The following is a 24,032-nucleotide window of genomic DNA, read 5'->3' on the forward strand; positions in this document are numbered from 1 at the left end:
CACACTAAGATTCGGTGAACAAGAGGGTTCGCGTCAGCTCAGCGCCATAAACAGTTCCGGTAGGACGTAGCTGCGAAGCGAAATGATGATGACCAGAACGACCAAAGGTGTCAGGTCGATGCCGCCGAGATCGGGCAAGACTCGGCGAATTGGGCGATAGATAGGCTCAAGGATGCGGTTCAAACCATACCAGATCTGAGCAACAAACTGCTGGTGCAGATTCAGCACTTGGAAATTGATCAGCCAGCTCATAATCACCTGAATTAAGACGAACCAATAGGCGATGCTCAATATCAAGTCGATTGGGCCGAAAATAGCCATCATGTTCGAATACTCCAGTTACGTCTGACGAGACCTAAGCGCCCCTGCCTCAAAGAGCAAGCCCGCGCCAACAGAACGCTTGCGAAACGGGACAAAGGCCCGTCTTATGATGGCAACGATAAACAGGGGCGGTCATGGCAGAGATTTCCAAGCGCAAGCGCATTTGGGGCTGGTGGTTTTTTGACTGGGCAAGTCAGCCCTATCACACTCTTCTGGTCACATTTGTCTTTGGTCCCTATTTCGCGGGCGTTGCGGCGGGGTATTTCTCGGGCACCGGGCTGGACGCCGAGGCTGCAGCGGCGCGGGCGCAGACGGTTTGGGCCAATTGCCTGACCATCACAGGGCTGATCATCGCATTTGGCGCGCCATTGCTGGGCGCAATGGCTGACGTGTCGGGGCGGCGCATTCCCTGGATATTCGCATTTTCGGTGATGTATGCGGTGGGTTCGGCGGCGCTGTGGTTCACGATGCCCGATGGTTCGAACATGTGGCTGATGCTGTCGGCCTTTGGTCTGGGCTTTGTGGGCGCAGAATACGCGCTGATCTTCATCAACTCGCAACTGCCCGATCTGGGCGATGACAACGAGGTCGGAGAGATTTCGGGCTCGGGCTTTGCCTTCGGTTATTTCGGCGGGCTAATCTCACTGGCGATCATGCTGTTGCTGTTTGTCGAACAACCCAACGGCAAGACGTTGATCGGGATGGACCCGATGTTCGGGCTGGACCCAACCATGCAAGAGGGCACGCGGTTCGTCGGCCCCTTCACCGCAGGGTGGTTCGTCCTGTTCATGGTGCCCTATTTCCTGTGGGTGCGCGACGACCCGGACACCAACAAAACGGGCAGCTTGGGTGAGGCGCTGCGCCTGCTGGGCAAATCCATCTCGGACCTGCGCCACCGGGTCAGTCTGGCGACCTATCTGGGCTCGTCCATGTTCTATCGCGACGCACTGAACGGGCTTTACAGTTTTGGCGGCGTCTATGCGCGGCTGGTGCTGGAATGGGGGCTGATCAAGATCGGCATCTTCGGGATCGTCAGCGTTCTGGCCTCGGCCATTTTCGCCTGGATCGGCGGCAAGATGGACAAGAAATACGGCCCCAAACCGGTCATTCTGGTGGCGATCTGGGTTCTGATCTTCGTCTGCATCACTGTGGTGTCGATGGACCGGACGCAGATTTACGGCATCCCGCTGGCTGAGGGGTCGGGCCTGCCGGATATGGTGTTCTTCGGCTGCGGTGTGCTGATCGGCGGTATGGGCGGCATTCTGCAATCGGCCAGCCGGTCACTAATGGTGCGTCACACCGATCCCAAGGCTCCGGTGGAAAGCTTTGGCCTTTATGGTCTGTCCGGCCGCGCCACCGCCTTTGCCGCGCCTTTGCTGATCGGGATTGCCACAACTGCCACCGGCAGTGCGCGTCTGGGGGTGTCACCGATCATTCTGTTGTTTATTCTGGGTCTGTTCCTAATGCGCTGGGTGAAACCGGAAGGGGATCAGAGCAGATGATTTTACTACGTTTTTTGGCAATAATCGCCGCGATGACATTAGCTGGAACGGCCGGGGCGCAACCCTTGGCCAAGCAATTGTTCGGGGCGCAAAAGCAAAGTTCACAGCAAAAACCGGCCGCGTTCGGCAGTTATTCGCGCGGATGCGCAGCCGGGTCGGTGCAATTGCCCGAGACCGGGCCGACATGGCAGGCCATGCGTCTGTCGCGCAACCGCAACTGGGGGCACCCTGAGGCGGTCGACTATGTACAGGACCTCAGCCGGTTCGCGGCCAAGCAACCCGGGTGGAATGGTCTCTATATCGGGGATATCAGCCAGCCGCGGGGCGGGCCGATGACATCCGGTCACCGCTCGCATCAATTGGGTCTGGATATCGATATCTGGATGCTGCCGGGCGACAACATGCGTCTGTCGCGCAAGGCGCGCGAGAATATCTCGTCGATTTCCCTGCGCCGGGCCAACGGGGCTTATGTGAACGGCAACTGGACGAAACAGCACCACGCCGTGCTGCGCGAGGCCGCCAAAGACAAGCGCGTGGCCCGGATTTTCGTCTTCCCCGGTGCCAAGGCTCAGATGTGCAAGGATGAGAAGGGCAACCGTGCTTACCTGCGCAAAATCCGCCCGTGGTGGGGGCATCACTATCACTTCCATGTACGTCTGAAATGCCCCAAAGGCTCGCGCGGCTGCGTCAATCAGGACCCGCCGCCCAAGGGGGATGGCTGTGCCGAGGCGCAGCAATGGGTGCGCAATATCCTCAACCCGCCGCCGCCCGATCCAAACGCCCCGCCGCCGAAGAAACGCCGGGAATATGTTCTGACCGATTTGCCTCAGCAATGCGCAGCCGTCTTGCAATCCAACTGATCGCTGTTCTGCTGGCCGGATCGGTTTGGGCGGTCGAGGTCAAGACGGCCACCCAGCTGAACAGCTTTGCCTGGCGTCACAAGGCCGACTGGTTCGGAGGGTTTTCGGCGCTGCATATCCTGGACAATGGCCGCCAGATGATCGCGCTCAGCGACCGGGCGGTTCTTGTCCGTGCAACCATCGCGCGGGATGGGGATCAGATCACCGGGCTCCGGATCACCGGGAACTGGCCGGTCCTGTCCAGCACGGGGCAACTTCTGTCAGGCAGCACAGGGGATTCCGAAGGCATCGCGGTCGCGCCGGATGGCAGCTATTACATCTCATTTGAATGGCTGCACCGCGTGGCACACTACGCAGCCCCCGATGCCAATGCGCGGGTGTTGCCGCGCCCCAAGGCGTTTGAAGATCTGGACCTGAACGGATCCTTCGAGGCGCTGGCCATAGACAGCCGCGGGTGGCTTTACACCCTGCCCGAAAAAAGCCGCACCCGGCAGGGCGACATTCCCGTCTATCGCTGGGACGGGCAGGGCTGGTCGACGCCCTTTGTGCTGCCACAGCGGGGCAAGTTCCTTCCCGTCTCGGCCGATTTCGGCCCCGACGGACGGTTTTACCTGTTGGAGCGCCGCCTGTCTCTGACCGGGTTCCGTACACGGCTGCGCCGCTGGCAGATCACGGGCGACGGGCCAGAGGCCGAAGAAACCCTGTTCACCAGCGGCACCGGCGCGCATGACAACCTTGAAGGGCTTTCGGTCTGGCGTGACGATCTGGGGCGTCTGCGGGCCACGATGATCTCGGACGACAACTTTCTGGCCCTGCAACGCACCGAATTGGTGGAATATTTACTGCCGGATTGACTCGGGCCCCCCAAAGGTCTAAACGCACGGCTTGCCTTGGGACGGTCCCTTGGCCAAGTCGCCGCTACCTTGTCAAAACGGGCATCTGAAAATGCAACGCGCTTACATCCCCGGCATTCTTGCCATGGCCGCCATTGTTGTGGCCTCGAACATCCTGGTTCAGTTCCTGATCTTTGACGGGTTGCTGACATGGGGTGCCTTCACCTATCCGCTGGCCTTTCTGGTCACCGACATCATGAACCGTGTCTATGGTGTGGGTCCGGCCCGCAAGGTCGTGTTCGCCGGTTTTGTCACCGGTATCATCTGCTCGTTGATCGGCAGTCAGATCATGCTACAGGGCGATGGCTTTACATATGCCGCTGTGCCGCTGCGGATTGCCGTGGCCTCGGGCACCGCTTTCCTGATCGCGCAGCTGACCGACGTCACCGTGTTCAATTCACTGCGGGGTGGCCGCTGGTGGCGCGCGCCGCTGGTCTCGACCCTGATCGGCTCGGCGCTGGATACCGCGCTGTTCTTCACTATCGCGTTTTCGGCCTCGGTCACCTTCTTCGGTGCCAATGCGGATGCCGCGATCAACTGGGCGTGGGAGCCCGTGCCCTTCATGCTGTCCGGTCCGATGGCGCCGCTTTGGGTGACGTTGGCATTCGCTGACTGGCTGGTGAAACTGTCGCTGGCGCTGATCGCGTTGATCCCGTTCAAAGTGATCGTTGCGCGCCTGACCGCACAGCCTGCGTAAAAAAGTGCTTTGAGAATGGCGCATCTTGTGTCAGGCTTAAAGTTAACCGCAACAGATAGAAAAGGAGGTGATCCAGTGTCGAGAAAGAGATTGGAGAGAGGTGTCGGAACAACCGGGGGGATCGCCTGTTAAGGCAGCCCTTGGCGGAGCGTTCGCTCCGGCTGGTCGATTGATCTAACCGACCCGACCTCCTTATACTTTCGAAGGGCCGTCCCGCCGGGGCGGCCCTTTTTGTTTCTGCCCGTGCCGGATAAGGTCCACCCCATGTTGCGCATTACCGACGATATCGCCCTGCAAGATTGGGAAATGACCGAGAGCTTTGTTCGCTCGTCCGGTCCCGGCGGGCAGAATGTGAACAAGGTCTCGACCGCGGTTGAACTGCGGTTTGAGGCGGCGCGCTCACCGTCTTTGCCGGACCCGGTCAAGAACCGCCTGAAACGGCTGGCCGGGCGGCGCTGGACCAAGGATGGCGCGATCATCATCCAGTGTGAAGAGACCCGCAGCCAGGCCCGCAACCGCGAGATTGCCCGTGCCCGTCTGGCCGAACTGATCGCCCGCGCGCTGGTCAAACCCAAGCGGCGGATTGCGACAAAACCCACCTATGGCTCGGTCAAGCGGCGGCTGGCGTCGAAAAAGGCGCGCTCGGACGTGAAGGCGCTGCGCGGTAAGGTCTCGGAAGATTGATGTGGCAGTTTCCCCGCACCTTGTTACTCTGGTCTCGTAAGGGAGAGCAAGATCATGAGGTTAGAGGGAAAAACCGCAATCGTTACCGGTGGCGCGTCGGGCTTTGGAGCCGGGATCGCGCAGAAATTCCTTTCCGAAGGCGCGCGTGTGATGATTGCCGATGTCAATGGTGACGCGGCTGAGGTTCAGGCAAACCAGCTCGGCCCCAACGCGATTGCTCAACTGGTAGACGTGGCGGATGCGGCCTCGGTGCAGGCGATGGCGGACATCGTTCAGGATCGGTTCGGGCATCTGGACATTCTGGTGAACAATGCCGGTGTCACTCATGTGCCGACACCGCTTGAGGATGTCACCGAGGATGACTTCGACCGCGTCTTCAACGTGAACATGAAATCCGTCTACCTGACTGCGCGCGCATTCGTGCCTGCGATGAAGGCGCGGGGAAAGGGTGCAATCCTGAACGTGGCCTCGACCGCTGGCTTGTCGCCGCGCCCCAACCTGAACTGGTACAACGCCTCAAAGGGCTGGATGATTACCGCAACCAAGACCATGGCGGTTGAGCTGGCGCCGTCCGGTGTGCGGGTGAACGCGATCTGCCCGGTGGCCGGGGAAACGCCGCTGTTGAAATCCTTCATGGGCGAAGACACCCCCGAAATGCGTGCCAAGTTCCTGTCGACCATCCCTCTGGGCCGGTTTTCCACACCCGAAGACATGGCCAACGCGGCCTGTTTCCTATGTTCGGACGAGGCCAGCATGATCACCGGTGCAGCCTTGGAGGTCGACGGTGGCCGCTGTATCTGAGGTGCGTCCATGACCCCCGGTCCCCGGAACCTGATTACCGATGTCCCCGGCTTGCGGGTTGGCAATGCGCAGGACGTTGCGCTGAAATCCGGCACTACCGTTCTGACTGCGGATCAGTCTTTTGCCGCCTCGGTTCATGTGATGGGCGGAGCACCGGGCACGCGGGAAACCGATCTGCTTGCCCCGGACAAATCCGTCTCGAAAGTGGACGCGATAACCTTGTCCGGCGGATCTGCCTTTGGGTTGGATGCCTGCTCCGGGGTGTCGGATGCGTTGCGCGCGCAAGGCCGGGGTTATCCGGTCGGCGACACCGTGGTGCCAATTGTGCCCGGAGCAATCCTGTTCGATCTGCTGAATGGCGGCGACAAGGGATGGGACGAAAACCCATATCGCGCCCTGGGTCGGGCCGCGTTTGACGGCGCAGGTGAAGATTTCGCGCTGGGCACCGCAGGGGCGGGCACCGGGGCGCTGACCGCCAGACACAAGGGCGGGCTGGGCTCTGCGTCGCTGGTGCTGGACACCGGGATCACCGTTGGCGCTCTGGTCGCGGCCAACCCATTGGGCAGCGTCACCACGCCCGGAGATCGTCATTTCTGGGCCGCACCTTTCGAATGTGACGGTGAATTCGGCGGATTAGGGCCTGATTCCCGCGCAGAATTGGGTTCGCCTGCGCCCAGCCTCAAGGCTCAGGCCATGGGGCTGGCAAAGCCGGACAAGGGCAACACCACCATTGCCATCGTTGCCACCGATGCTGCGCTGTCGAAGTCGCAATGCCAGCGGCTGGCGGTGGCGGCGCATGATGGCATTGCCCGGGCGATCCTACCTGCCCACACGCCGGGTGACGGCGATCTGGTGTTCGGGGTCAGCACCGGCGCGCGCCCGGTTGCGGCTGAAACGGAATTGGGGCTGATCGGCCATGCGGCCTCGGTCTGCCTTGCACGGGCGATCGCGCGTGCGGTTTTTCTGGCGACACCGGCCAAAGGCGATCTTTTGCCCTGTTGGTCGGCGCCACATGACTTAAGTTAAGGACGACCAATATGCCGCAGTGGCACAGTGCCGGCGCGCGGCAATCTGCGCGTTGACTCTTTTTTGCGCTGACGGTCCATTCGGCGCAGCCAATTTGTATCGGAGCACAAGCTATGAATCGCATCCTCGCTACCGCAATTATCGGCCTTCTGGCCGCACCCGTTTATGCCGAAGGCGACGCCGAGGCCGGGAAGAAAACCTTCAACAAATGCAAGTCCTGTCACCAAATCGCCACCCCTGATGGCGAGGCAATCGTCAAAGGCGGCAAGACCGGTCCGAACCTGTATGGCATCGCGGGCCGCACCGCAGGCACCGTCGAAGGCTTCAAATACGGTGACAGCATCGTCGCAGCCGGTGAAAACGGTCTGGTCTGGGATGAGGCCACCTTTGTCGAATATGCCCAAGACCCCAAGACGTTCCTGAAAACCTATCTGGATGACACCGCAGCCAAGTCCAAGATGACTTTCAAGCTGAAGAAGGGCGGCGAAGACGTCTATGCCTATATCGTCAGCGTTTCGGGCGAATAACGCCTGACGCACCACATCGTTAAAAGTTACAAAAGGCCGCAGCCCCTGCGGCCTTTCGTGCGCTTGATCACAGGATAGATCAGCGCCACCTTGGGTTTGCGCGAACCGTCATGCCTTGCCCGCATGATTGCGCAAAGCCAAGCCGATCCGGCCTTAGTCACTTTCGAACGTTTGGCCCTTTAGACAGATCGGCAGCAGGAGACGACAGATGGGAATCATGATCCCGGCCTGGGTTGATGGCGAGTTGACCCCCGTGGACAAGCTTGAGGCGCATGAAAAGGGCCTCAGACACAAGGCTGTGTCCGTCTTCGTTGTCCGCGGCACCGAGATTCTGTTGCAGCGCCGGGCGATGGGCAAGTACCACACACCGGGCCTGTGGGCGAATACCTGCTGCACCCATCCCGATTGGGGTGAGACGCCCTCGGAATGCGCCGTGCGCCGTCTGCGCGAGGAACTTGGAATCACGGGCCTGTATCCCGAATACCGTCACCGGCTGGAATACCACGCCGATGTCGGCAACAACATGGTCGAGCATGAGGTGGTCGATGTCTTCCTTGCCCATGTGCGCGGTCCGTTGAATATCGAGCCTAACCCGGACGAAGTGATGGATATCCGCTGGATCGACTATCACGATCTGCTGGCCGAAGTGCAGCGCCATCCGACGCGGTTCACGCCGTGGCTGAAAATCTATCTGCATAACCATGCCGACACGATTTTTGGTCCCGATCTGATCATCTCGGCCAAGACCTGACGGCTACGGCTTGCAAGGGCCGCCCAAGCCGCCTAAATCAACGCGTCATGGCCAAGCAAAAGCAGAACTCAGACCCGAACTACAAAGTCATCGCCGAAAACCGGCGTGCGCGCTTCGATTATGCGATCGAGGACGATATCGAGTGCGGCATCGTGCTGGAGGGGTCCGAGGTCAAATCCCTGCGTGCGGGCGGGTCGAACATCGCCGAAAGCTATGCCTCGGTCGACGACGGAGAGCTGTGGCTGATCAACAGCTATATCGCCCCCTATGAGCAGGCGAAGGTGTTCAAGCATGAAGAACGCCGCCGCCGCAAGCTGCTGGTGTCGCGCAAAGAGCTGGCGAATCTGTGGAACGCGACCCAGCGCAAAGGCATGACGCTGGTGCCGCTGGTTCTGTATTTCAACCACAAGGGCCGGGCGAAGCTGAAGATCGGCATCGCCAAGGGTAAAAAGCTGCACGACAAGCGTGAGACCCAGGCCAAACGCGACTGGTCACGTCAGAAACAGCGGCTGATGAAGGATCACAGCTGATCCTTCACCGGTTTCAGAACGCCATGGCCGCCGAAACGGCGCGTTTCCAGCGGTCATAGGCGGCGTCGCGGTCCTCGGCGGAGAGTTCCGGTTTGAAACGGCGATCCAGTGCCCAGGTTTCCGCAAATCCCTGCTGATCCGGATAAACACCCGCCCGCATCCCGGCCAACCAGGCTGCGCCAAGGGCGGTGGTTTCCTGCATGACCGGACGATCGACCTCGGCCCCAAGATAGTCTGACAGCCCCTGCATTGCCCAGTCCGAGGCGCTGGCGCCGCCATCCACCCGCAGGGTCACGTCAGTATCCGCACCCCAGTCGCCCTGCATCGCGTGCCACAGATCGCGTGTCTGGTAGGCGATGCTCTCAAGCGTGGCCTTGGCGAATTCCGCCCGGCCCGAGTTGCGGGTCAGGCCAAACACCGCACCGCGGCAGTCTGGCTTCCAATAGGGCGCGCCGAGGCCGGTGAATGCGGGAACCAGCACCACATGCTGGTTCGGATCGGCCTGTTGCGCCAGCTCACCGCTTTCGGGGGCGGTCTCGATGATCTGCAACGCGTCGCGCAACCATTGCACGGCAGCCCCGGCAACAAAGATCGAGCCTTCCAGCGCATAGGTGCGCTTGCCGTCCAGCTGATAAGCAATTGTGGTCAGCAGGCGGTTTTTCGATTCAACCGGCTCGTCTCCGGTGTTCAGCAGGGCAAAACAGCCTGTGCCATAGGTGGATTTCATCATGCCAGGCTGGAAACAGGCCTGCCCGATGGTGGCGGCCTGTTGGTCGCCAGCCACGCCCAGAATCGGGATATTTCCCCCAATTAGGGTCGTACTCCCAAAATCCGAGGCGCAATCGTGCACCTCGGGCAACATGGTCATCGGCACGTCCAGCAGGTCGCAGATCTCGGCACTCCATTCGCCCTTGTGGATGTCGAACAGCAGGGTGCGGGCGGCGTTGGTTGCGTCGGTGGCGTGGCTGCGCCCCTCGGTCAGGCGCCAGATCAGGAAACAGTCGATGGTGCCGAACATCAACTCCCCGGCCTCGGCGCGGTCGCGGGCGCCGGGCACGTTGTCCAGTAGCCATTTCACCTTGGTGCCCGAGAAATAAGGGTCGAGCAGCAGACCGGTCTGGGCGGTCACATCATCCTCGCATCCGGCTTGTTTGTAGCGGGCGCAGATTTCGGCGGTGCGGCGGTCCTGCCAGACTATGGCATTGTGGATCGGCTTGCCGGTGGCGCGGTCCCAGACAACGGTGGTTTCGCGCTGGTTGGTAATGCCAATGCCCGCGATCTGGTCTGGGGTAACGCCGGTGCTCTCCATCACCTCGCGGCAGACGCGCAACACGCTTTCCCAGATTTCTTCGGCATCGTGTTCAACCCAGCCTTCCTGCGGGAAATGCTGGGTGAATTCGTGCTGCGCAGTGCCTGCGCGCTGCATTTCCGCGTCGAACAAAATGGCCCGCGATGATGTGGTGCCCTGATCAATGGCGAGAATATAGGTCATTCCCCGCGCCCCTCCCGTTTGGTTTTGCGGGACTTTAGCGCAAACAATGACAATCGTACCAGAGCGTTCAGACGGGAATATTGTCGATCAGCCGAACCCCGTCCGCCCAGGCCGCCGCAAACAGCCGCGCAGGGCGGTTGGCGTGGGTCAGAGGCTCCAGCGTTTCGGCGCAGCGCAGGTGGATATACTCGACCTGAGTGAAGCCCGCGGCCAGCAGATCGGTCTCGGCCTGCGCGGCCAGTCCACCAAACGCGGCCCCGGCGTTCAGCGACTGGGCTACGCCTTGCATGATCCGGTGCTTGTTGGCGGCAATCGCCAGCCCGTCGGGCGAAAGGCGCAGATTGCGCGACGACATCGCCAGGCCCGAGGGTTCGCGCACCGTGGGGCAGCCGATCACCTCGATGGGAATGTCCAAATCGCGCGCCATGCGGCGAACGACCATCAGTTGCTGGTAGTCCTTTTCGCCGAAATAGGCCCGATCTGCTTGCGTCTGCAGGAACAGTTTCGCGACAACGGTGGCGACGCCGTCGAAATGGCCGGGGCGGAATTCGCCCTCCATCACATCGGTCAGGCCTGCGACGGAGACGTTGGTGGCAAAGCCCTGCGGATAGATCTCTTCGGGCTCGGGGACATAGATCACATCGACGCCGTAGGGGGCCAGTTTTTGCGCATCCTCGTGTTCGGTGCGCGGGTATTTGGCCAGATCTTCGGGGTTGTTGAACTGTTTGGGGTTCACAAAGATGGTCACGATCACCCGGTCAGTGCCGGCCTTTGCGGCCTCGACCAGCGACAGGTGCCCCTGATGCAGCGCGCCCATGGTCGGGACGACGCCAATGGTTTCACCATTGTGGTGCCATTCGGTGGTCAGCGCGCGCAGGTCGGCCAAGCGGCGCAGGATGGGGGCGGTCATGTCTTGGATCCTTTGGAGGGCGCCTGATCCGCGAACACATGTTCGTCGGCCGGAAAGGCACGGGCGCGCACGTCGGCGGCGTATTCGGCGATCGCAGCTTCGGCCTGCGGGCCCAGTTCGGCATAGCGTTTGACGAATTTCGGTTTGAAGGCGGTGAAAAAGCCCACCATGTCGTCGACGACCAGAATCTGCCCGTCACAGCCCGCAGAGGCGCCGATGCCGATGGTCGGGATCGCGACCTCGGACGTGATCCGGTCAGCCAGCCCCTGCGGTACCTTCTCAAGCACCACCGAAAACGCGCCTGCATCGGCCACGGCGCGGGCGTCGGCCAGCACGGCCTCGGCCTGCTCATCCCGGCCCTGCACCTTGTAGCCGCCCAGCGTATTGATCGACTGCGGCGTCAGGCCGATATGCGCCATCACCGGAATGCCACGCTTGACCAGAAAGCGGATGGTTTCGGCCATTTCAACGCCACCCTCGAGCTTGACCGCGCCAGCGCCGGTTTCCGCCATCAGGCGGGCGGCATTGCGGAACGCCTCGGCCTTGTCATGTTCATAGCTGGCAAAGGGCATGTCGATGACCATCATCGCCTTGTCCAGCCCGCGGGAAACGGCCTGACCGTGCAGGATCATCATCTCCATCGTCACGCCCAGCGTCGATTCCAGCCCGTGCAGAACCATGCCGACGCTGTCGCCCACCAGAACAAAGTCGCAATGGGCATCCATAAGCCGCGCCATCGGGGTCGTGTAAGCGGTCAGAGAGACCAGCGGCGTGCCCCCTTTGCGGGCGCGGATGTCCTCGGCATTAGGGGCTTTTTTATGGGCGGTGGCGCTCATGATCGCTCCTCCGGTGTTCATGTTGCAGCGCGGCATAGCAGATTGAACAAGGTTATAGAAACCCCGGTTGCGCGAACATTTCCTTGATTGACCTGAGGTTTAAAGGGACATTACTCGCAGAAAGGTCCGTAAAACAGCGGGTTCAGCCATTAGAACGGTGGGAGATTTTTATGACAAATCAGATGTTGAAATCCTTAGCATCGGCTCTGGCGCTGGGGGCCAGCGTCTTTGCCACCGGGGCTTTGGCCAAATCCGATATCACAATCGCGATGCAGCTTGAGCCACCGCATCTGGACCCCACTAGCGCTGCGGCACAGGCGATTGACTCGGTTGTCTACACCAACATTTTTGAAGGGCTGACCCGGTTCATGGGCGATGGCTCGGTGGTGCCCGGGCTGGCCGAAAGCTGGGAGATTTCCGAGGACGGCACCGTCTATACTTTCAAGTTGCACGATGGTGTAACCTTCCATGATGGCACCACGATGGATGCCGAGGACGTCAAGTTCAGCCTCGACCGCGCCAGCGCCGAAGACAGCGCCAACGCACAAAAGGCGTTGTTTGAAGGGATCGAAAGTGTTGAGGTCGTCGACCCGCTGACCGTCAAGGTCACCCTGTCCGAGCCGAACGGCAATTTCCTGTTCAACTTGGCTTGGGGCGATGCAGTGATCGTCTCTTCCGACAGCATCGAGAACATCAAGACCAACCCCGTGGGAACAGGAGCCTTCACCTTTGGCAACTGGGTGCAGGGCGACAGCATCACGTTGATCCGAAACCCGGATTATTGGGGGGATCAGCCTGCGTTAGAGGCTGCGACGTTCAAATTCATCTCGGACCCGACCGCTGCTTTCGCGGCCATGATGGCCGAGGATGTGGATGTGTTCGACAATTTCCCCGCGCCGGAAAACCTGGCTCAATTCGAGGCCGATCCGCGCTTTCAGGTGCTGGTCGGCTCGACCGAGGGTGAAACGATCCTGTCCACCAACAACAAGAAGCCTCCGTTCGATGATATCCGTGTGCGGCAGGCGTTGGCCCATGCCATCGACCGGCAAGCGATCATTGACGGGGCGATGTTTGGATATGGCACGCCCATCGGCACCCATTTCGCGCCGCACAACCCGGCTTATGTCGATCTGACCGGAACTTCGGCCCATGACCCGGAAAAGGCGGCCAAGCTGCTGGCCGACGCGGGCTATGAAGAAGGCTTTGAAACCACGCTGCACCTGCCGCCGCCTTCTTATGCAAGGCGCGGGGGCGAGATCATCGCCGCGCAATTGGCCGAGGTCGGCATCACCGCCGAGATCATCAACGTGGAATGGGCGCAATGGCTGGAATCGGTGTTCAAGGGCAAGGATTACGACCTGACCGTCATCAGCCATACCGAGCCGATGGACATCGGTATCTATGCGCGCCCGGATTACTATTTCCAATATGACAGCCTGGACGCCCAGACGTTGATGGAGACGCTGAACGCCACCACCGACCCGGAGGAACGCAAGAAACTGCTGGGCGACATGCAGCGGTTGATTTCGAATGATTTCGTCAACGGCTATCTGTTCCAGCTGCCCAAGCTGGGGATCGCCAAGGCCGGAGTTCAAGGTCTTTGGCAGAACGCGCCGACCGCCGCGGTCGACCTGACCCAGATCAGCTGGTCCGAATAAATCCTGCTCCGGGGCTGTAACCGGCCCCGGACCCCTGTTTCCGAGTAAGCCTGATAATGACCCTGTTTCGCATCCTGTGTTTTGTATTTGTCGCCTGCTTCTTTGCCGCGGGGGGCGGGGCGCAGGCGCAAAACGGATTGGCAGGCGGGGTGGGACCGCTGGTTGGTACGCCTGAAAACCCGCTGAAGGTGGGGATCGGTATCCGCATCGATCAAGTCACCAGCGTTGATCAGAAGGCCGAGAATTATGGCGCCGTCGTTGTTCTGAGGGCCGAATGGACCGACCCTGCGTTGGCCTTTGACCGCGATAAGGTCGGGCGTGAAATTCAGGTCTTCAACCCGCCGGCTCTGGCCGATCACGCGCGGGGTCTCGGGGCGATTGTGCCCGCTTTCGTCATCCACAACCAGCAATCCAACAAGTGGATTCACGAATCCGCGGCCTCGCTGCGTGACGACGGGCATGTGATCTATGTCGAGAAATCCTCGCTGACCTTGCAGGCCCCGCATTTCGATTTCCGCAAATACCCGTTCGACACGCAGGAGTTCTTTTTCGAGGTCGTCTCGGTCTTTCCGTCCGAATTCGTGACCTATTACCCGCTCGAGGAATACTCGGGCCTTGGCGATCTGCTGGGCGAGGAAGAGTGGATTCTGGACAACCCCCGAGTCGAGCGCTCGACGGTGATCGGCCTGTCCGGCCGGGACAGCGATCAGGTTGCGCTGGCCTTCGAGGGCAAGCGGCATCTGACCTATTATGTGATCCGGGTGTTCCTGCCGATGCTGGTTCTGATCACTGTTGGCTGGGCGCTGTTCTTCCTTGACGAATACCGCCGCCGGATCGAGATCGCCGGGGGCAATCTGCTGGTTTTCGTGGCTTTCAACTGGGCGATCTCTGCCGATCTGCCCAAGCTTGGCTATCTGACCTTTCTGGATTTCATCCTGCAATGCATGTTCCTGATGACCGGGGCGCTGATCGTGTTCAACGTGGCTTTGCGCAAAATGAAAGTGATTGGGCGCGAAGACGGGGCCAGAAAGCTGGACAACTACGCGATCAAGTGGATTTACCCTTTGGGATATGGCGCCATCGTCGCCTACGCGATTTTCATCTATCTGCTGGTGCCCTAGGTGCTGGACCCGCGCGGGTTGTGTGCCTAACGTGGCCTCGATGCTGCGCTATGCTCTCAAACGTCTGATTTCACTGTTGATCAGCCTGGCCGTCGCCTCGGTGGTCATCTTCGCGGTGATCGAGGTCGCGCCGGGTGATCCGGCCTCGTTCATGCTGGGCGTAAACGCGCAGGAGGATACCCTAGCCGCGTTGCGGGCCGAGCTTGGTTTGGATGTTTCCAAGGCACAGCGGTATTTCAACTGGGTCGGCGGGATGCTGATGGGGGATTTTGGCACCTCCTACACCTATCGCACGCCCGTGTCGCAGATGATCGCGGACCGGTTGTGGGTGTCGCTGCCGCTGGCGCTCTATGCGCTGACGTTGTCTACGCTGATCGCCTTTCCCGCCGGGATTTACGCCGCCGCGCGTCGCGGCAAACCCGGGGATCTGACGGTCATGGGCGCAACACAGCTGGGCATCGCGGTGCCGAATTTCTGGTTCGCCATGATGCTGGTGTTGATCTTCGCCATCAACCTGCGCTGGTTCAACGCCGGCGGGTTTGCGGGCTGGGATCAGGGGCTCTGGATCGGCCTGCATTCCCTGACACTGCCCTCCATCGCGCTCGCCCTGCCGCAAGCGGCCATTCTGGCGCGGGTGATGCGGTCGTCTCTGCTGGACATTCTGGGCGAGGATTTCATGCGCACAGCGCGAGCCAAAGGCCTGTCCCGCCGTCAGGCGCTGTGGCGGCACGGGGTGCGGAACGCCCTGATCCCGGTGCTGACTATCATCGGGCTGCAGTTTTCCTTCCTGCTGGCGGGGTCGATCATCATCGAGCAGGTGTTCTACCTGCCGGGCCTCGGGCGGCTGGTGTTTCAGGCCATTTCCGCCCGTGACCTGATTGTGGTGGAATCGGTCGTCATGCTGCTGGTCTTCGCCGTCATCACCGTGAACTTTCTGGTCGATCTGGCCTATGCCGCCGTCGACCCCCGCCTAAGGAGCCGGACATGAGCCGTAACCTGATCCTTGGCGCGGTGCTGTCTTCGCTTATTCTGCTGGCGGCTTTGGTCTCATTTGTTTGGACGCCCTACGACTATGCGGCGCTGGATATCCCCAACAAACTGCAGCCCCCCAACGCGCAGCATTGGTTCGGCACGGATCACTTCGGCCGCGACATGTTCTCGATGATCATGGTCGGCGCGCGCACGTCGATTGCGGTGGCGCTGGTGGCGGTGGGTATCGGCATGGCGCTGGGCGTGCCCTTGGGGCTGACCGCAGCTGCGCGCAAGGGGTCGTGGCTGGACGAGGTCATCATGCGCGGCAATGATCTGGTCTTTGCCTTCCCCTCGCTGGTCATTGCCATCCTGATCACCGCCGTTTTCGGGGCCGGAGCGATCAATGCCATAATCGCCATCGGCATCTTCAACATCCCCGTCTTTGCCCGCATCACCCGAGGGGCCGCGTTGTCACTGTGGGAGCGGGAGTTCATCCTCGCCGCCCGCGTGTCAGGCAAGGGCGCGGCGCGGATTTCGGCGGAACATATCCTGCCCAACGTGGCGAATCTGCTGATCGTGCAGGGGACCATTCAGTTTTCGCTGGGCATTCTCGCTGAAGCGGGCCTCTCCTATGTCGGCCTTGGTGCGCAACCGCCCACGCCCAGCTGGGGCCGGATGCTGGCCGATGCGCAGACAATGGTCAGTTTTGCGCCGCATTTGGCTCTGATTCCGGGGCTGGCGATTATTGTCACCGTCTTGGGTTTGAACCTGTTGGGGGATGGGCTGCGCGACTGGCTGGATCCACGCATACGGGTGGCGCGCGCATGAGTTTGTTGCAGATCGAAAACCTGTCGCTGTCGATCCACGGCGCCGAAATTCTGAAACAGGTCAGCCTGTCCATCGACCCCGGGCAGATTGTGGCCGTGACCGGAGAAAGCGGGTCGGGCAAGTCGATGACGGCCCTGGCCGTGATGCAATTGCTGCCGAACGGGGCGCAGGCGCAGGGCGCGATCCGACTGGAGGGGCAGGATCTGCTAAACCGCCCCGAGGGCGAGATGTGCGCCCTGCGTGGGGCCGCCGTCGGAATGGTGTTTCAGGAACCGATGACCGCCCTGAACCCGGTCAAGACCATCGGCGATCAGGTGATGGAGACGATCCTGATTCACAATGCGATGCCGCGCCCGCAGGCGTTGGCGCGCACGCAGGAGGTTCTGACTCGCGTTGGCCTGCCGCCCGACCGCTTTCCTCTGTCTCGCTACCCTCATGAGCTGTCCGGAGGTCAGCGTCAGCGTGTGGTGATCGCCATGGCCATAGCCCTGCGTCCCAAACTGCTGATCGCGGATGAACCGACAACCGCGCTGGACGTGACTACTCAGGCGCAGATCCTCGACCTGCTCAAAGGGCTGGTGCGCGAATACAGTATGGGTTTGCTGATGATCACGCATGATCTGGCGGTGGTGGCGGATATGGCCGACCAAATCGTGGTGATGCGCCGCGGAGAGGTGGTTGAAAGCGGGGCAACGACCCACCTGCTGCGCAATATGCAGCACCCCTATACACGGATGTTGTTCGAAGCCTCGGGCCATCAGGTGTCGCTGCCCCGGGCCGCTGATCCTCGGCCCCTGCTTGAGGTGACAGAGGTCACCCGCGATTACCGTCTGCCCCGCAAAGGCCTGTTCGGCACGCCGGGGCATCACCGCGCGGTGGATGGGGTCAGCTTTGCCCTCAACAAAGGGGAACGTCTGGGGCTGGTGGGCGAGTCCGGTTGTGGGAAATCGACCCTAACAAGGGCCATTTTGGGGTTAGAGGAAGTCCAAAGCGGTGATATCCGCCTGGACGGACAACCGGTATTCGCAGGCCACAGGCCAAACCTCGCTGTGCGTCGCAAGATGCAGGTGGTGTTTCAGGATCCTTATGGCAGCTTCAACCCGCGTCACCGAGTTGCCCGTCTGATCACCGAACCGTTTCACCTGCTGGAGACGCCACCCGCGGGGTCTGAACGTCAGGACCGCATCGCCGAGATGCTGACAGCCGTAGGCCTCAGCCCCGACGATGCGGGCAAATACATCCATGAGTTCTCGGGCGGACAGCGGCAGCGCATCGCCATCGCCCGCGCGTTGATCATCCGCCCCGAGCTGATCCTGTTCGATGAGGCGGTCTCGGCGCTGGACGTTTCGGTCCGCGCGCAAATCCTGGACCTACTGGCCGAGCTTTGCGCCACATACGACCTGACCTATCTGTTCATCAGCCATGACCTAAGGGTGGTGCGAACGATCACTGATCGGGTGATGGTGATGCAGGCGGGCCGGATCGTTGAACAGGGCGAAACCGAACAGGTATTTGCCAACCCGCAACACCCCTATACCCAAACCCTGATCGAAGCCGCGCCTGTCTTGCCGGACATCGGTGTGAACGTCGCTTAAAGCCCTTTGTTAGAGCCTGAAAGGAGGCCCAAATGCCCAATCCCCTCTGGTTCAATCCCGGCCTGTGTCTGATCGGTGGCAAATGGGTCAGCCCCGCGTCACAGGCGGAGATTCCATTGATCAACCCGTCGGACGGGTCCGAGATTTGCCGGATCGCACGTGGAGGCGCGACGGATATCGATGCTTCCGTGCAAGCTGCGCAGGCCGCGCTGCAGGGCGACTGGGGACGCAAGACCGCGCTGGAACGGGGCCGTATTCTGACCCGACTGGGCCAGTTGGTGCTGGAAAGGGTGGACGAACTGGCGCGGATCGAGGCGATGGATGTGGGCAAGCCGCTGACTCAAGCACGCGCGGATGCGGTGGCCCTGGCGCGGTATTGCGAGTTCTATGGGGGCGCTGCCGACAAGGTGATGGGCGAGACCATCCCCTATCTGGACGGTTATACCGTCTATACCCTGCGCGAGCCGCATGGGGTGACCGGCCATATCGTGCCGTGGAATTACCCGATGCAGATTATTGGCCGATCAGTCGGGGCGGCGCTGGCGATGGGCAACGCCTGTGTCTTGAAGCCGGCGGAAGAGGCCTGTCTGACCGCATTGGCCTTTGCCCATCTTGCGCAAGAGGCCGGTCTGCCTGCGGGGGCGTTGAATGTGGTGCCAGGTCTGGGAGCTGAGGCCGGGGCTGCGCTGTCGGGCCATCCGGGCGTTGACCATATCTCGTTCACCGGTTCGGTCGCCACCGGTGCGCTGGTGCAGCAGGCGGCGGGGCGCAATGTGGTGCCGGTGACACTGGAACTGGGCGGGAAATCCCCGCAACTGGTGTTTGACGATGCCGATCTGGACGCCGCGCTGCCATTTCTGGTGAATGCGGGCATTCAGAACGCGGGGCAGACCTGTTCCGCCTCGTCGCGCATTCTGGTGCAGCGCGGCGTGTATGAGCAGGTCAAAACCAGCATGGCGGCGGCGTATGCCGATCTGACCGTCGGCCCGGCGCAGGATGATCTACGGGTCGGCCCCCTGATCTCGGCCCGGCAGAAAGAGATCGTGACCGGGTTTCTTGCCAAGGGCTCTGATCTGAATATCGCGGGGCAGGGGCGGATCGTTGACCATGCCCCGATTGCGGGCGCCTATGTCCGGCCCACTTTGTTTGCTGATGTTCCCCCGGATCACGTTCTGGCGCGCGACGAGATTTTCGGCCCGGTTCAGGTTCTGATCCCCTTCGACACCGAAGAAGAGGCCATCCAGATCGCAAACGGCACCGATTACGGGCTGGTCGCCAGCATCTGGACCCGTGATGGCGCGCGGCAGATGCGGTTGGCGAAACGGCTGCGCTCGGGGCAGGTGTTTATAAACAACTACGGTGCTGGCGGAGGTGTAGAGCTGCCTTTTGGTGGCGTTGGCAAATCCGGCCATGGCCGCGAAAAGGGGTTCGAGGCCCTCTATGGGTTCTCACAATTGAAAACCGTGGCGGCACATCATGGTTAGGGTCTAAACGATCACCTCGATTGATTCCTGAGCACCGACCCCGAACACCCGTTTATAGCGTTCGATCTCGTCCTGCGGCCCCATCGCCTTTTCCGGGTTGTCCGACAGTTTGACTGTTGGGCGACCGTTGGCGGATACGGCCTTGCAGACCAGAGAGAACGGTGCCAGCGCATCGTCCGGCACCAACCCGCGGAAATCATTGGTCAACAGGGTGCCCCAACCGAATGAGACTTTGGTGCGTCCTGCAAATTGGCTGTGAAGCTCGCGTATTTTGTCCACGTCCAATCCGTCCGAAAAGATCACCCGCTTTTGCATTGGATCTTCGCCGCGCGATTTCCACCATTTGATTGCGCGTTCTGCGCCCGCCGCCGGATCGCCGCTGTCGACGCGAATGCCGGTCCAGCCCGCCAGCCAATCGGGCGCGCGGTCCAGAAACCCCTGCGTGCCATAGGTGTCGGGCAGGATGATGCGCAGGTTGCCGTCATGTTCGTCATGCCAGTCGCTGAGAACGTCATAAGGGGCCTGCGCCAATGCCGCGTCGGTTTCGGCCAGCGCGGAATAGACCATGGGCAGTTCGTGGGCGTTGGTGCCGATCGCTTCGACCTCGCGCCGCATGGCGATCAGACAGTTCGAGGTGCCGGAAAACGCCGGTCCCAGCCCTTCGATCATCGCCTGTACGCACCAGTCCTGCCACAAGAAGGAATGCCGCCGGCGGGTGCCGAAATCGGCGATGCCCAAGCCGTCGACTTCCCGCAGTTGTTCGATCTTTTCCCAAACACGGGTCATGGCGCGGGCGTAAAGCACCTGCAGCTCGAACCGGCGCATGTCGTTCAGTACCGCACGGGATCGTAGCTCCATCAGCACCGCCAAGGCCGGGATTTCCCACAGCATGACCTCGTGCCACTTGCCTTCGAAGGTCAGTTCGTACTGATCGCCTTTGCGTTCCAGGTGATAGGGCGGCAGGCGCATGTTCTCGAACCACTCCATGAAGTCCGAGCGGAACATCTGCCGTTTGCCGTAGAATGTATTGCCCCGCAGCCATGTGCTTTCGCCCCGGCTGAGGCTGAGCGACCGGATATGATCCAGCTGTTCGCGCAACTCGCCTTCGTCGATCAATTCAGCCAAAGGAATGTGATTCGACCGGTTGATCAGCGAAAACACCACATCCGTTTGGGGCTTATTTCGAAACACTGACTGGCACATCAGCAGTTTGTAGAAGTCTGTGTCGATTAAAGACCGGACAATCGGGTCAATCTTCCATTTATGATTGTACACGCGTGTCGCAATATCGACCATGGGGGAACTCCTGCGATTTCCGTTGTTAGATCAATAGGTGCGCGGATTGGCAAGAGTCGCTGGATCGAAGACAATGACAAGGTCACGACACAATGAGAGCATATTGTATGATACTTTCATTGTTTAGTGAGACGAAGGGGAAGGAAGTACAAGGTTTAGTCGGTGAATGGGTTTCGAGTACGACTTTGATATTGTAACGATTGATGCTGACAAAACGAAGTCAGGGTCTGCAACGCCCGGAGACAGGACGGTGCGTGCTTTGTTTCGTGATGCCAATGCCGCCGAGGCCTTGCGCGCAACATCTCCTAAAATACGCCTGATATTCGAAGAAGCCGGGTTTGGTCTGGAAACGGCCAAAAGCAATCTTGAACATGGGTATTTCCGTGCGCAGGACACGGCCGAGCGGGAACGTATCCTGCGCGCGTTGTTCGCCAATATCCGGGCGGTAGGTGTAAAGGGCGAGTATTGTGGCGCCTTCGACCTCTGGCAGTTCTTGGACGACGTGAAAACGGCACGGCCACGGGATGAAATCCGCTCGGAGGCTCGGGACAAGGCACCGAAACAGCGGCAACCCGCAGCGCCCAAACCCAAAAGACGCTCGATTCAAGGGCGTATTGGGTTTGCACTTGGGCTGGCGGTGGTTGTGATCGTGGTGCTCAGGTATCTGGCGTCAGAAGGAACCGCGCCCTAGGACAGCGTTACACCGGCGTCCCGCATTGCCGTTTCTGCCGCAGCCAGAGACCCGTCCAGATCGATGGCCCGGCAGGCATCCATCCGGACGGTCACCTCAAACCCGAGCCTTGCTGCGTCCACGGCCGAGAAATGGACGCAGAAATCCGTAGCCAGACCGACCAGTGTCAGTTTTGTGATCCCGCGAGTTCTCAGGTACCCTTCCAGCCCGGTCGGTGTGGTTTGGTCGTTTTCGAAAAACGCCGAATAACTGTCGATACCTTCACGAAAGCCCTTGCGGATGACCAGATCGGCATGCGTGTTCAGGTCCGGGTGGAAGTTGGCCCCCTCGGTGCCCTGAACGCAGTGATCCGGCCAAAGAACCTGTGGGCCGTAATGCATGTCTTTCATGTCAAAAGGATTCTTGTCGTCATGCCTGCTGGCGAACGAGGAATGATCCGCAGGGTGCCAGTCCTGCGTCAGGATCACGGCGTCGAAATCTTCCATCATGGCGTTGATGGGGGCGACGATCTCATCCCCTCCGGGGACGGCCAGCGCGCCTCCGGGACAGAAATCATTCTGGACGTCGATTACAAGAAGGGCGTGGGTCATCGCGGGTTCTCCTCGGGGTTGCCTATCGGTACGGGGCGAGGGCGGGCGCGTCAATCTTGTGCCGGTCATCAATCCAACGTCTTGCGACACTGGACCCGCAGGTTTAGATCACGCGCATGTACACGATCGCTGCCCTTTACCACTTCACCCGTTTCGCTGACCCCGCCGCGCTGCGCGACCCTTTGCTGGACCTGTGCCGTGCACAATCGGTCAAAGGCACACTTTTGCTGGCGCATGAGGGGATCAATGGCACCATTGCCGGCCCCCGTGCCGGGATTGATGCGGTTCTGGCGCATATCCGCGCGTTGCCGGGTTGCGCCGATCTGGACTGGAAAGAGGCCACCGCCGACCACCCGCCTTTTGGCAAGATGAAGGTCCGGCTGAAAAAAGAGATCGTGACCATGGGCCAGCCGGATATCGATCCGCGCGCCCGCGTTGGCAACTATGTCGAGCCGGAGGACTGGAACGACCTGATCCGCTCGGACGACGTGGTGGTGATCGACACCCGCAATGACTACGAGGTGGCGATTGGCACGTTTGAGGGCGCAATAGACCCTGAAACGGCCAGTTTCCGCGATTTCCCCGCGTGGTGGGAGGAGAACAAGGACCGTTTTCACAACAAGCGCGTGGCGATGTTCTGCACCGGTGGTATCCGCTGTGAGAAATCCACCAACTTTCTGCTGGGACAGGGGATCGAGGATGTCTATCACCTGAAGGGCGGCATCCTGCGCTATCTCGAGGAGATGCCCGCTGAGGACAGCACTTGGCAGGGTGAGTGCTTCGTGTTCGACAACCGTGTCTCTGTGGGGCATGGGCTGGTCGAGGGGCCGCACAACCTGTGCCACGGCTGCCGCCGCCCGATCCTGCCCGAAGACATGAAACGTCCCGAATATGAACATGGTGTGTCCTGCCATCAGTGCATTGACGAGACCTCTGAGGCTGACAAGACGCGGTTCCGTGAGCGGCAGAAACAAATCCAACTGGCGCGGCAACGCGGGCAGGAGCATTTGGGCTCCGACTAACTTACTGATAAACCTATTGCAGCTCTGGGCCGGAAAGCGGATCATCCTTCCGCGCATACGGTATCGGAGGTGTCATGCGTCGTGAGCCTACAACCCTGGCAGAGTGGAAATCGACTCTGGTCGCAGCCCTGGGGCTGATCGTGGCCAGTTTCATGGCCTGGTATGGGTTGTCCCGTCTCAGCGAGGCGGCGGCCGGGGATACGATCGGAACGATCACGTCGGTCGGGTTGGTGATCTGGCTCGTGTCGCAGTCCTGGTATTACATGACGCAGGTAAAGTCTCCACGCCGTCTGGTGTTCCTGATGGGCGTGTCCTTCATACAGGTCGTGCCATTCCTGTTCGCAGCAGCCTATGGGGCTTTTGGGTATTACGACCTTTGCGTGCTTGGTGCCAAAGGGCCGGCGGACGTGCTGTATTTCTCATACGTCACCTTCACCACGGTTGGGTATGGCGACATGGCCCCCGTAGGGTTATGCCGCGCGCTTGCGGCGGCCGAGGCCGTCACCGGCTATGTGCTGTTGGGGATGTTCGTTGCGGCGGCGGTCAGCATCTATTCCCGCAACCACCAACCGCATTGAACCTGCGTCCGGCCTATTTGTTGTGATCGATCCAGCGCGACATCATCTGTTTGTCGCGAAAGCACTCGGACGGGATCGGCCTGCGTTTGCTGCGCGAAATGCGTTCCGCAAAGGCGACCTGTTTGCCCGTGGGATAGTTGGCAAAGGGGGACGGATCGTGGGGCTTGTGGGCCGAAATCCAATCTGACATCGATCGGCGGTCGCGCTGCGCCTCGACCGGAATGTCCAGCGCCGACTGTTCCGCAATGGCGCGGGCATAACGCATCTGCCGGTCGGTAACAGGCAGCAGGTGATAGTCGTTCGACGGGCCGCTCAGGGCGGTATTTCGCATGTTCCGGGTCATCGGGTGATCCTCTGACTATGTAGA

26 protein-coding genes are annotated in these 24,032 nt (G+C 60.7%); 19 read left to right on the forward strand and 7 right to left on the reverse strand.

Going from position 1 to position 24,032, the window contains the following annotated elements:
* Window positions 1-33 precede the first annotated feature (33 nt).
* Window positions 34-324, reverse strand: coding sequence for a YggT family protein (locus GOX63_RS12435; protein WP_170326293.1), 291 nt, complete (start codon window positions 322-324; stop codon window positions 34-36).
* Between the two features lie 131 nt (window positions 325-455).
* Here GOX63_RS12435 and GOX63_RS12440 point away from each other — a divergent pair, with 131 nt between their 5' ends.
* The 10 genes from GOX63_RS12440 to smpB all read left to right on the forward strand — a co-directional run bounded on the left by GOX63_RS12440 (window position 456) and on the right by smpB (window position 8,592).
* Window positions 456-1,823, forward strand: coding sequence for an MFS transporter (locus tag GOX63_RS12440; RefSeq protein ID WP_170326294.1), 1,368 nt, complete (start codon window positions 456-458; stop codon window positions 1,821-1,823).
* Entirely contained in the window at window positions 1,820-2,683 is an 864-nt protein-coding gene (gene mepA, locus GOX63_RS12445) for a penicillin-insensitive murein endopeptidase (RefSeq protein WP_170326295.1), read from the forward strand. Before GOX63_RS12440 ends, mepA begins: the two co-directional genes overlap by 4 nt.
* The gene (locus GOX63_RS12450; RefSeq protein ID WP_170326296.1) at window positions 2,656-3,537 is read left to right on the forward strand and encodes an esterase-like activity of phytase family protein; all 882 of its coding nucleotides are present in this window, start codon (window positions 2,656-2,658) and stop codon (window positions 3,535-3,537) included. The genes mepA and GOX63_RS12450 overlap by 28 nt, the downstream gene beginning before the upstream one ends.
* A 91-nt stretch (window positions 3,538-3,628) precedes the next feature.
* Window positions 3,629-4,273: a queuosine precursor transporter gene (locus tag GOX63_RS12455; RefSeq protein ID WP_170326297.1), complete on the forward strand. Its 645-nt coding sequence runs from the start codon at window positions 3,629-3,631 to the stop codon at window positions 4,271-4,273.
* Between the two features lie 264 nt (window positions 4,274-4,537).
* Window positions 4,538-4,957, forward strand: a complete 420-nt coding sequence (gene arfB / locus GOX63_RS12460) for an alternative ribosome rescue aminoacyl-tRNA hydrolase ArfB (RefSeq protein WP_170326298.1) — start codon at window positions 4,538-4,540, stop codon at window positions 4,955-4,957.
* Window positions 4,958-5,011: 54 nt separating this feature from the next.
* Window positions 5,012-5,758 carry an SDR family oxidoreductase gene (locus GOX63_RS12465; protein ID WP_170326299.1) on the forward strand — a complete coding sequence of 249 codons (747 nt, stop codon included), beginning with the start codon at window positions 5,012-5,014 and terminating at the stop codon, window positions 5,756-5,758.
* Window positions 5,759-5,767: 9 nt separating this feature from the next.
* Complete coding sequence (locus GOX63_RS12470; protein WP_170326300.1) at window positions 5,768-6,784, forward strand: P1 family peptidase; 1,017 nt, start codon at window positions 5,768-5,770, stop codon at window positions 6,782-6,784.
* A gap of 113 nt (window positions 6,785-6,897) precedes the next feature.
* Window positions 6,898-7,311, forward strand: a complete 414-nt coding sequence (locus GOX63_RS12475; RefSeq protein ID WP_170326301.1) for a c-type cytochrome — start codon at window positions 6,898-6,900, stop codon at window positions 7,309-7,311.
* A gap of 208 nt (window positions 7,312-7,519) precedes the next feature.
* The gene (gene idi / locus GOX63_RS12480) at window positions 7,520-8,062 is read left to right on the forward strand and encodes an isopentenyl-diphosphate Delta-isomerase (RefSeq protein WP_170326302.1); all 543 of its coding nucleotides are present in this window, start codon (window positions 7,520-7,522) and stop codon (window positions 8,060-8,062) included.
* Between the two features lie 47 nt (window positions 8,063-8,109).
* Complete coding sequence (gene smpB / locus GOX63_RS12485) at window positions 8,110-8,592, forward strand: SsrA-binding protein SmpB (protein ID WP_170326303.1); 483 nt, start codon at window positions 8,110-8,112, stop codon at window positions 8,590-8,592.
* Between the two features lie 13 nt (window positions 8,593-8,605).
* On the opposite strand, the gene glpK is transcribed toward smpB, so the two are convergent.
* The 3 genes from glpK to panB form a co-directional block, all read right to left on the reverse strand.
* Window positions 8,606-10,084, reverse strand: coding sequence for a glycerol kinase GlpK (gene glpK, locus GOX63_RS12490; RefSeq protein WP_170326304.1), 1,479 nt, complete (start codon window positions 10,082-10,084; stop codon window positions 8,606-8,608).
* Window positions 10,085-10,151: 67 nt separating this feature from the next.
* Window positions 10,152-10,994: a pantoate--beta-alanine ligase gene (gene panC, locus GOX63_RS12495; protein WP_170326305.1), complete on the reverse strand. Its 843-nt coding sequence runs from the start codon at window positions 10,992-10,994 to the stop codon at window positions 10,152-10,154.
* On the reverse strand, window positions 10,991-11,830 hold the full coding sequence (gene panB, locus GOX63_RS12500) for a 3-methyl-2-oxobutanoate hydroxymethyltransferase (RefSeq protein WP_170326306.1): 840 nt from the start codon (window positions 11,828-11,830) through the stop codon (window positions 10,991-10,993). Before panB ends, panC begins: the two co-directional genes overlap by 4 nt.
* Window positions 11,831-12,000: 170 nt before the next feature.
* Here panB and GOX63_RS12505 point away from each other — a divergent pair, with 170 nt between their 5' ends.
* The 6 genes from GOX63_RS12505 to GOX63_RS12530 are packed head-to-tail and all read left to right on the forward strand — an operon-like array spanning window position 12,001 to window position 19,488.
* Window positions 12,001-13,488 (forward strand): ABC transporter substrate-binding protein, encoded by a 1,488-nt coding sequence (locus GOX63_RS12505; RefSeq protein ID WP_170326307.1) that lies wholly within the window; start codon window positions 12,001-12,003, stop codon window positions 13,486-13,488.
* 56 nt (window positions 13,489-13,544) lie between these two features.
* Window positions 13,545-14,609, forward strand: a complete 1,065-nt coding sequence (locus GOX63_RS12510; RefSeq protein WP_170545858.1) for a hypothetical protein — start codon at window positions 13,545-13,547, stop codon at window positions 14,607-14,609.
* Between the two features lie 40 nt (window positions 14,610-14,649).
* Window positions 14,650-15,597, forward strand: a complete 948-nt coding sequence (locus tag GOX63_RS12515) for an ABC transporter permease (protein WP_170545861.1) — start codon at window positions 14,650-14,652, stop codon at window positions 15,595-15,597.
* Complete coding sequence (locus tag GOX63_RS12520) at window positions 15,594-16,409, forward strand: ABC transporter permease (RefSeq protein WP_170545864.1); 816 nt, start codon at window positions 15,594-15,596, stop codon at window positions 16,407-16,409. The genes GOX63_RS12515 and GOX63_RS12520 overlap by 4 nt, the downstream gene beginning before the upstream one ends.
* The gene (locus tag GOX63_RS12525) at window positions 16,406-18,004 is read left to right on the forward strand and encodes an ABC transporter ATP-binding protein (protein ID WP_170545866.1); all 1,599 of its coding nucleotides are present in this window, start codon (window positions 16,406-16,408) and stop codon (window positions 18,002-18,004) included. Before GOX63_RS12520 ends, GOX63_RS12525 begins: the two co-directional genes overlap by 4 nt.
* A gap of 32 nt (window positions 18,005-18,036) precedes the next feature.
* A complete protein-coding gene (locus tag GOX63_RS12530) occupies window positions 18,037-19,488 on the forward strand; it encodes an aldehyde dehydrogenase family protein (protein WP_170326312.1) in 1,452 nt (483 codons plus the stop codon).
* A gap of 3 nt (window positions 19,489-19,491) precedes the next feature.
* On the opposite strand, the gene pncB is transcribed toward GOX63_RS12530, so the two are convergent.
* A complete protein-coding gene (pncB, locus tag GOX63_RS12535; RefSeq protein WP_170326313.1) occupies window positions 19,492-20,784 on the reverse strand; it encodes a nicotinate phosphoribosyltransferase in 1,293 nt (430 codons plus the stop codon).
* A 250-nt stretch (window positions 20,785-21,034) separates the two neighbouring features.
* On the opposite strand from pncB, the gene GOX63_RS12540 reads away from it, so the two are divergent.
* Window positions 21,035-21,475 (forward strand): hypothetical protein, encoded by a 441-nt coding sequence (locus tag GOX63_RS12540; RefSeq protein WP_367646715.1) that lies wholly within the window; start codon window positions 21,035-21,037, stop codon window positions 21,473-21,475.
* Here GOX63_RS12540 and pncA read toward each other — a convergent pair.
* Window positions 21,472-22,065, reverse strand: coding sequence for a bifunctional nicotinamidase/pyrazinamidase (pncA, locus tag GOX63_RS12545; protein WP_170545870.1), 594 nt, complete (start codon window positions 22,063-22,065; stop codon window positions 21,472-21,474). The two genes, GOX63_RS12540 and pncA, sit on opposite strands and share 4 nt — an antisense overlap.
* Before the next feature lie 116 nt (window positions 22,066-22,181).
* Between pncA and trhO the strand changes: the two genes are divergently transcribed.
* Window positions 22,182-23,087 (forward strand): oxygen-dependent tRNA uridine(34) hydroxylase TrhO, encoded by a 906-nt coding sequence (gene trhO, locus GOX63_RS12550; RefSeq protein WP_170326316.1) that lies wholly within the window; start codon window positions 22,182-22,184, stop codon window positions 23,085-23,087.
* Window positions 23,088-23,161: 74 nt separating this feature from the next.
* Complete coding sequence (locus GOX63_RS12555) at window positions 23,162-23,665, forward strand: potassium channel family protein (protein WP_170326317.1); 504 nt, start codon at window positions 23,162-23,164, stop codon at window positions 23,663-23,665.
* 13 nt (window positions 23,666-23,678) lie between these two features.
* On the opposite strand, the gene GOX63_RS12560 is transcribed toward GOX63_RS12555, so the two are convergent.
* Window positions 23,679-24,008 (reverse strand): hypothetical protein, encoded by a 330-nt coding sequence (locus tag GOX63_RS12560; RefSeq protein WP_170326318.1) that lies wholly within the window; start codon window positions 24,006-24,008, stop codon window positions 23,679-23,681.
* Window positions 24,009-24,032 lie beyond the last annotated feature (24 nt).

The organism is Ruegeria arenilitoris (assembly GCF_013031355.1).
Classification (GTDB): Bacteria; Pseudomonadota; Alphaproteobacteria; order Rhodobacterales; family Rhodobacteraceae; genus Ruegeria; species Ruegeria arenilitoris_C.